The sequence below is a fragment of the Actinomadura sp. NPDC049753 genome (assembly GCF_040674655.1).
Lineage (GTDB): Bacteria > Actinomycetota > Actinomycetes > Streptosporangiales > Streptosporangiaceae > Spirillospora > Spirillospora verrucosospora.
In genome coordinates this window covers 1-7407 of sequence record NZ_JBFARL010000295.1, presented here as the reverse complement: position 1 = coordinate 7407, position 7407 = coordinate 1, and the positions used below count along the sequence as shown (strand labels likewise).

The following is a 7407-nucleotide window of genomic DNA, read 5'->3' as shown; positions in this document are numbered from 1 at the left end:
CTCGCCGGGCTGGCGGCCGGACGCGCCGCTGCTCGCCGCGGCCGCCGCGGCCGGCATCGAGATCATCGGGGAGGTGGAGCTGGCGTGGCGGCTCCGCCCCGAGGGCGCGGCGCCCTGGCTGGCCATCACCGGGACGGACGGCAAGACCACCGTCGTGCGGATGCTGGCGTGCATGCTCACCGCCGCCGGGCACAAGGCCCTGGCCGTCGGGAACGTCGGCACGCCCATCGTGGAGGCCGTGAGCGAGCCCTACGACGTGCTGGCGGTGGAGCTGTCGAGCTACCAGCTGCACTGGTCCCGCTCCCTCGCCCCGTACGCGGCCACGGTGCTGAACGTCGCGCCCGACCACCTCGACTGGCACGGCTCCATGGACGCCTACGTCGGCGCCAAGGCCAAGATCTTCGCCCCGGGCTGCGTCGCCGTCTACAACGCCGACGACGACACCTCCGCGGCGCTCGCCGAACGCGCCGGGGGCGTGGCCCGGCGGATCGGCTTCACCCTCCGGGTGCCGCGCCCCGGGGAGCTCGGCGTCGTGGAGGAACTGCTGGTCGACCGGGCCTTCACCGACGACCCCGCGTGCCAGGCCGCCGAACTCGCCGCGCTCGGCGACGTGCGGCCGTTCGCGCCGCACAACGTCGCCAACGCGCTCGCCGCCGCGGGGCTGGCCCGCGCGTTCGGCGCGCCGCCCGAGGCCGTCCGCGAGGGGCTGCGGGCGTTCGTCCCCGACCCGCACCGCATCCAGCACGTCGCCGACGTCGCGGGCGTCGCCTACGTCAACGACTCCAAGGCGACCCAGCCGCACGCCGCCGCCGCGTCCCTCGCCGCCTACGACAGCGTCGTGTGGATCGCCGGCGGCCTCCTCAAGGGCCTGGACGTCGACGACCTGGTGCGCTCGTGCGCCGGCCGGCTGCGCGGCGCCGTGCTGATGGGGCGCGACCGGCACCGGATCGCCGAGGCGCTCGCGCGACACGCCCCGGATGTCCCCGTGGTGGACGTCCCCGACACCGACACTGGGGCCATGGACCGCGTCGTCGCCCACGCCTCCGGCCTCGCCCGGCCGGGGGACACCGTGCTGCTCGCGCCCGTCGGGGCCTCCTTCGACATGTTCGCCAACTACCCGGCCCGCGGGGACGCCTTCATCGCGGCGGTCGAGCGCCTCTCCCGGGACGCCCGGTAGCGATGACCACCGCGGCCGGGGAGGACGGCGCCGCCCGGCGTCCGGGTCCACGGGAGCAGGTGGTCGCCGCCGTGGGGCTGCTCGACCGGCCCCTCACCTCCTACTACCTGGTGCTGGGCTGCTCGGTGATGCTGCTCGCGCTCGGCCTGACGATGGTGCTGTCGGCCTCCAGCGTGAAGCAGCTCCAGGCGACGGGTTCGGCGTACACGCTGTTCCAGAAGCAGGCCATGTGGGTCGCGATCGGGCTGCCCGGCATGTGGGTGGCGTCCCGGCTGCCGGTGAAGACGTTCCGCGCGCTCGCCTACCCGCTGCTGCTGCTGTCGGTCGTCGCGCTGGCGCTGGTGCTGGTCCCCGGGCTCGGGCGCAGCGCGGGCGGCGCGACCCGCTGGGTCGACCTCGGCCCGGTGCAGATCCAGCCGTCCGAGCTGGCCAAGCTCGCCCTCGTGCTGTGGGGCGCCGACCTGCTGGCCCGCAAGGACCGGCTCGGCCAGCTCACCGAGTGGCGGCCGCTGCTGGTCCCGCTGATGCCGGGCGCCGGGCTGCTCGTCCTGCTGGTGATGCTGGGCAGCGACCTCGGCACCACGCTGGTGCTCCTCACGATCTTCCTGGCGCTGCTGTGGGTCGTCGGCGCCCCCGGCCGGCTGTTCGTCGGCATCGCGGGGCTCGTGTGCCTGCTCGTGTCGATCCTCATCATCGTCGAGCCGTACCGGATGCAGCGCCTCACCGGGTTCCTCGACCCGTCCGGCAACCAGCTCACCACCAACTACCAGGGCACGCAGGGGCTGTTCGCGGTCGCCTCGGGCGGCCTGTTCGGCACGGGCCTCGGCGAGGGCCGCGCCAAGTGGGACTACCTGCCGCACGCCGAGACCGACTTCATCTTCGCGATCGTGGGGGAGGAGTTCGGCCTCGTCGGGACCCTCGTCGTGCTCGGCCTGTTCGGAATGCTCACCTACGCGGGCCTGCGGATCGCCAGGCGTGTGAAGGACCCGTTCACCCGGCTCGCCGCCGCGGGGGCCACGGCGTGGCTGGTCGTCCAGGCGATCGTGAACATCGGCGCGGTCATCGGCGTCCTGCCCATCACGGGAATCCCCCTCCCGCTGGTGTCCTACGGGGGCTCGGCGCTCATCCCGACCCTGTTCGCGCTCGGCATGCTGCTCGCGTTCGCCAAGCGCGAGCCCGGCGCGCGGCAGGCACTCTCCGCACGGGGTCCCGGACCGGTCGTGAGGGCTCTAAGCTGGCTGGGTCTGGCACGGCGTTGAAATCCCCCCTTCGAACCACGCTGAGGAGTTGTCAACGGACATGAGGGTTGTCCTGGCCGGCGGCGGCACCGCCGGACACATCGAGCCCGCCCTGGCGCTCGCCGACGCGCTGCGCCGCAACGACCCGAACACCGGGGTCGTCTGCCTGGGGACCGAGCGGGGGCTGGAGACCCGTCTCGTCCCGCAGCGGGGCTACGAGCTCGCCCTGATCCCGCCGGTGCCGCTGCCGCGCACGCTCACCCCGCAGCTGCTGTCGGTGCCCGGCCGGCTGCGCGGGGCGATCAACGCGGCGGCCTCCGTCCTCGACCAGGCCCAGGCCGACATCCTCGTCGGCTTCGGCGGCTACGTCGCCACCCCGGGCTACCTCGCGGCGCGCAAGCGCAAGGTGCCGATCATCGTGCACGAGGCCAACCCGAAGCCCGGCCTGGCCAACAAGCTCGGCGCCCGCTTCACCGAGCACGTCGCGGTCTCGCACGCCGACTCGCCGCTGCCGAACGCCCGGTTCGTGGGGATCCCGCTGCGCCGCGAGATCGCGACGCTGGACCGGCTGGCGATGGGCGACAAGGCCCGCTCCTACTTCGGGCTGCTCCCCGACCTGCCCACGCTGCTGATCTTCGGCGGCTCGCAGGGCGCCCGCTCGCTGAACCAGGCCGCCGTGGCCTCCGCGCCGTACTTCCGGCAGGCGGGCATCCAGGTGCTGCACATCGTCGGGCCGAAGAACACCGAGGAGCCCGAGCCCGCGGCCGGCGGCCCGCAGTACGTCACGATCCCCTACTGCGACCGGATGGACCTCGCCTACGCCGCCGCCGACATGGCGATGTGCCGCGCGGGCGCGATGACCTGCGCCGAGCTCGCCGCGGTCGCGCTGCCGGCGGTGTACGTCCCGCTCCCGATCGGCAACGGCGAGCAGCGGCTGAACGCCGAGCCGATCGTCGCGGCGGGCGGCGGCATGCTGGTCGACAACGCCGAGCTGTCGCCGGACTGGATCGCCCGGCACCTGCTGCCGGTGCTGGCCGACCCGGCCCGCGTCGCGCACATGTCGGAGGCCGCCGGCCGGATGGGCCGCCGCGACGCCGACGTCGCGCTCGCCCAGATGGTCTACGAAGTGGTCCGCTCCGCGGGCGCCGCCCGATGAGCCTGATCGATCCGGGGGAGGCGGTGCCGGCGGCCGAGCTCGGCCGGGTCCACTTCATCGCGATCGGGGGCGCCGGGATGTCCGGCGTCGCCCGCATCATGCTGCGGCGCGGCATGGCCGTGTCCGGCAGCGACGCGCGCGACTCCGAGTTGCTCACCCAGCTCGGCGACCTCGGCGCCAAGGTGTTCGTCGGGCACGACGCCGCGCACCTGGGCGAAGCCGACACCGTCGTGGTGTCCACGGCGATCCGCGACACCAACCCCGAGCTGGTCGCCGCCCGCGCGCGCGGGCTCCGCGTCCTGCACCGCTCGGCCGCGCTCGCCTCGCTGATGGCGGACCGCCGGGCCGTCGCGGTCGCCGGCACGCACGGCAAGACCACCACCACCTCGATGCTCACGGTGGCGCTCCAGCACGCCGGCGCCGACCCGTCCTACTGCATCGGCGGGCAGCTCGTCACCACCGGCCTCGGCGCTGACGAGGGCACCGGCGAGGCGTTCGTCGCGGAGGCCGACGAGAGCGACGGCTCGTTCCTCATGTACACCCCGAACATCGCGGTCGTCACCAACGTCGAGGCCGACCACCTCGACAACTACGGCGGGTTCGAGAAGGTCAAGGAGAACTTCGCCCGCTTCGTCGACCGGATCGAGCCGGGCGGCACCCTCGTCGCCGGCGCCGACGACCCGGTCGCGATGGAGCTCGCCGGGCGGGCGCGGGCCCGCGGCCTGACGGTGCTGACCTACGGGGAGGCCGAGGGCGCCGACCTGCGCGTGACCGGGTTCACGCCGCGCGGCCTCGGCTCCCGCTTCGAGATCGAGGGCGACGGGGAGTTCACGCTGGCCGTGCCGGGGCGGCACAACGCGCTGAACGCCGCCGCCGTCATCGCGGTCACGCGGTCACTCGGCCTGGACGACGCCCCGGTGCGCGACGGCCTCGCCGCGTTCGGCGGGGCGATGCGGCGGCTGGAGCGCAAGGGCGAGGCGGGCGGCGTCGAGGTGTTCGACAGCTACGCCCACCACCCGACCGAGCTGACCGCCGACCTGGACGCCACCCGCGACTACCTGGGGGAGAAGGGCGAGGGGCCGGGCGGGCGGGGCCGCATCGTCGCCGTGTTCCAGCCGCACCTGTACAGCCGCACCCGGTTCTTCGCCGCCGAGTTCGGCGCCGCCCTCGGCCTCGCCGACGTCGCGGTCGTCCTCGACGTCTACGGCGCCCGCGAGGACCCGGAGCCCGGCGTCACGGGCGCGCTCGTCGCCGATGCCGTCCCGCCGGGAACCGAGACCGTCTACGCGCCCGAGCGGGACGAGGTGCCCGGCATCGCGGCGTCGCTCGCCCGCCCCGGCGACGTCGTCATCACGCTGGGCGCCGGTGACGTGACCCAGCTCGGCCCGCTCATCCTGGAACGGCTCGCCGGGGCGCAGGGCCCGTCGGGGCGATAGGGCTCGCCAGCGGGATCGGGCTCGCCGAGGGGATCGGGCATGTCGGGGGGATCGGCTTTCAGCGGAGGGCGTGACACGCCGTCGCCCGCGCGGTCGGCGGCCGGCGCGGGAATCACTGTCAGGCTTGGGGCATGACCGAGGCGCAGACGGGCCGCCGCGCGTCGCCGGAGCCGGAGCACGATCCGGAGACGGAGGCCGCGGCGCCGGACGGGCGCGGCCGCGCGAACCGCTGGAAGGTGGTGTTCGTCACCCTCCTGGTGGTCGGCGCGCTCGGCGCGGTGTCCTGGGTCCTGCTCGGGTCGAGGCTGCTGGTGGTGCGGCACGTCGAGGTGACGGGCACCCGCCTCGCGTCCGCCGACCAGGTGGTGGCCGCGGCCGGGATCGATCTCGGCACGCCGATGGTGCGGCTCAGGACGGGCGCGGTCCGCGACCGCGTCGAGCGGCTCCGCGAGGTCGAGTCGGCGGCGATCGAGCGGCGCTGGCCGGGGACGGTCCGCATCGTCGTGCGGGAGCGCCGGCCGATCGCGGTGTTCCGCGACGGCGACGGCTACCACCTGCTCGACCGGCACGGCGTGACCGTCGCCGACGAGGAGGGCCGCCCGGCGGGGCTGCCCGCGCTCACGGTCGCCTCGCCCGGGCCGTCCGACCGGGCGACCCTGGCGGCGCTCACCGTGCTGTCCGCGCTGCCCGAACGCCTCAGCGGCAAGCTCACCGAGGTGGAGGCGAGCGGCCCCGAAGAGGTGACCCTCTACATGGCGGGCGGCCAGACGGTGGTGTGGGGCGCGGCCGAACGGGCAGACGAGAAGATCAGGTTGCTGGACGCCGTGCGGCGGACGGCGGCGGGGCGCGCCGTCCGCACCGTCGACGTCAGCTCGCCGGAGGTCCTCAAGACGAAATAGCCCGCTCGGGCGACCGGGCGGGGGACCTGCGAAGGCGGGCGTTCCGCGACACGCCGGTCGAGTTCGGGGGAGGTTAGTTGACCCTGGCGGTAAGGCCGCCCTACTGTCCGTATCAGTCCTCAGGTTGACATAACTGTAAGCCTCAAGTTGAGGGTGAGGGTTTACCCCCGCCCGCAGGCGGCTTCGCAGCGAGGCTTCACAAACCAGCTCGAACATCCAGCTCGAAACACAGAACGAAACACAGCTCAAAACACAGTTCGGAATACAGGTCGGGAACACCGCGACGGCACGGTCGGCAGATCGGGCAGGGCGGTCGGAGAGAGCGGAAAGGCCCCTCGTCGTGGCAGCACCGCAGAATTACCTCGCGGTCATCAAGGTCGTCGGCATCGGCGGCGGCGGCGTCAACGCCGTCAACCGGATGATCGAAGAGGGACTCAAGGGCGTCGAGTTCATCGCGATCAACACGGACGCCCAGGCGCTGCTGATGAGTGACGCCGACGTGAAACTGGACGTGGGCCGCGAGCTCACCCGGGGCCTCGGCGCCGGGGCGAACCCCGACGTCGGCCGCAAGGCCGCCGAGGACCACCGGGAGGAGATCGAGGAGGTCCTCAAGGGCGCCGACATGGTGTTCGTCACCGCCGGCGAAGGGGGCGGCACCGGCACCGGCGGCGCGCCCGTGGTCGCCAACATCGCCCGCTCGCTCGGAGCCCTGACCATAGGCGTCGTCACCCGGCCGTTCAGCTTCGAGGGCAAGCGCCGCGCGATGCAGGCCGAGGCCGGCATCGAGACGCTGCGCGACGAGGTCGACACCCTCATCGTCATCCCGAACGACCGGCTGCTGTCGATCTCCGACCGGCAGGTCAGCGTGCTGGACGCCTTCAAGGCCGCCGACCAGGTGCTGCTGTCCGGTGTCCAGGGCATCACCGACCTGATCACCACCCCGGGCCTGATCAACCTGGACTTCGCCGACGTCAAGTCCGTGATGTCCGGCGCCGGCTCGGCGCTGATGGGCATCGGCTCGGCGCGCGGCGACGACCGCTCGGTCGCCGCCGCCGAGATGGCGATCTCCAGCCCGCTGCTGGAGGCCAGCATCGACGGCGCGCACGGCGTGCTGCTGTCCATCTCCGGCGGCTCCGACCTCGGGCTGTTCGAGATCAACGAGGCGGCGCAGCTGGTGTCCAACGCGGCGGCGCCCGATGCCAACATCATCTTCGGCGCGGTCATCGACGACGCGCTCGGCGACGAGGTCCGGGTCACGGTGATCGCGGCGGGTTTCGACGAGGGGCGTCCGGCCAAGCCGGCCCCTGAGCCGGAGAGCAAGCGGCTGCCCCCGCCCCCGCGTCCCGTCCCGCCGCCCGCGCCGGCCAACCCGATCCCCAGTCGGGTCGGGCGGTCCGAGCCGCCGGGCCCGCAGCAGACCGCGCAGCAGCAGTCGGTGGCGCAGGCCGCCGCCGCGCCCCCGGCCCCCGCTCAGCAGCGGCCGGAAGCCGACCGGGCGCAG

At 74.0% G+C, this 7407-nt stretch carries 6 protein-coding genes; all 6 read left to right on the top strand.

The window, feature by feature from the left end; translation table 11 throughout:
• On the top strand, positions 1-1177 hold a 1177-nt coding region (gene murD, locus AB0K37_RS38895), incomplete at its 5' end, for a UDP-N-acetylmuramoyl-L-alanine--D-glutamate ligase (RefSeq protein WP_363990335.1).
• Positions 1178-1179: 2 nt separating this feature from the next.
• Complete coding sequence (gene ftsW / locus AB0K37_RS38890) at positions 1180-2436, top strand: putative lipid II flippase FtsW (RefSeq protein WP_363990332.1); 1257 nt, start codon at positions 1180-1182, stop codon at positions 2434-2436.
• Positions 2437-2476: 40 nt separating this feature from the next.
• The gene (gene murG / locus AB0K37_RS38885; RefSeq protein WP_089312300.1) at positions 2477-3571 is read left to right on the top strand and encodes an undecaprenyldiphospho-muramoylpentapeptide beta-N-acetylglucosaminyltransferase; all 1095 of its coding nucleotides are present in this window, start codon (positions 2477-2479) and stop codon (positions 3569-3571) included.
• Complete coding sequence (gene murC, locus AB0K37_RS38880) at positions 3568-5007, top strand: UDP-N-acetylmuramate--L-alanine ligase (RefSeq protein ID WP_363990329.1); 1440 nt, start codon at positions 3568-3570, stop codon at positions 5005-5007. The genes murG and murC overlap by 4 nt, the downstream gene beginning before the upstream one ends.
• A 131-nt stretch (positions 5008-5138) precedes the next feature.
• Entirely contained in the window at positions 5139-5906 is a 768-nt protein-coding gene (locus AB0K37_RS38875; protein WP_363990327.1) for an FtsQ-type POTRA domain-containing protein, read from the top strand.
• Positions 5907-6246: 340 nt separating this feature from the next.
• A partial coding sequence (gene ftsZ, locus AB0K37_RS38870; protein WP_363990324.1) for a cell division protein FtsZ occupies positions 6247-7407 on the top strand: 1161 nt, incomplete at its 3' end.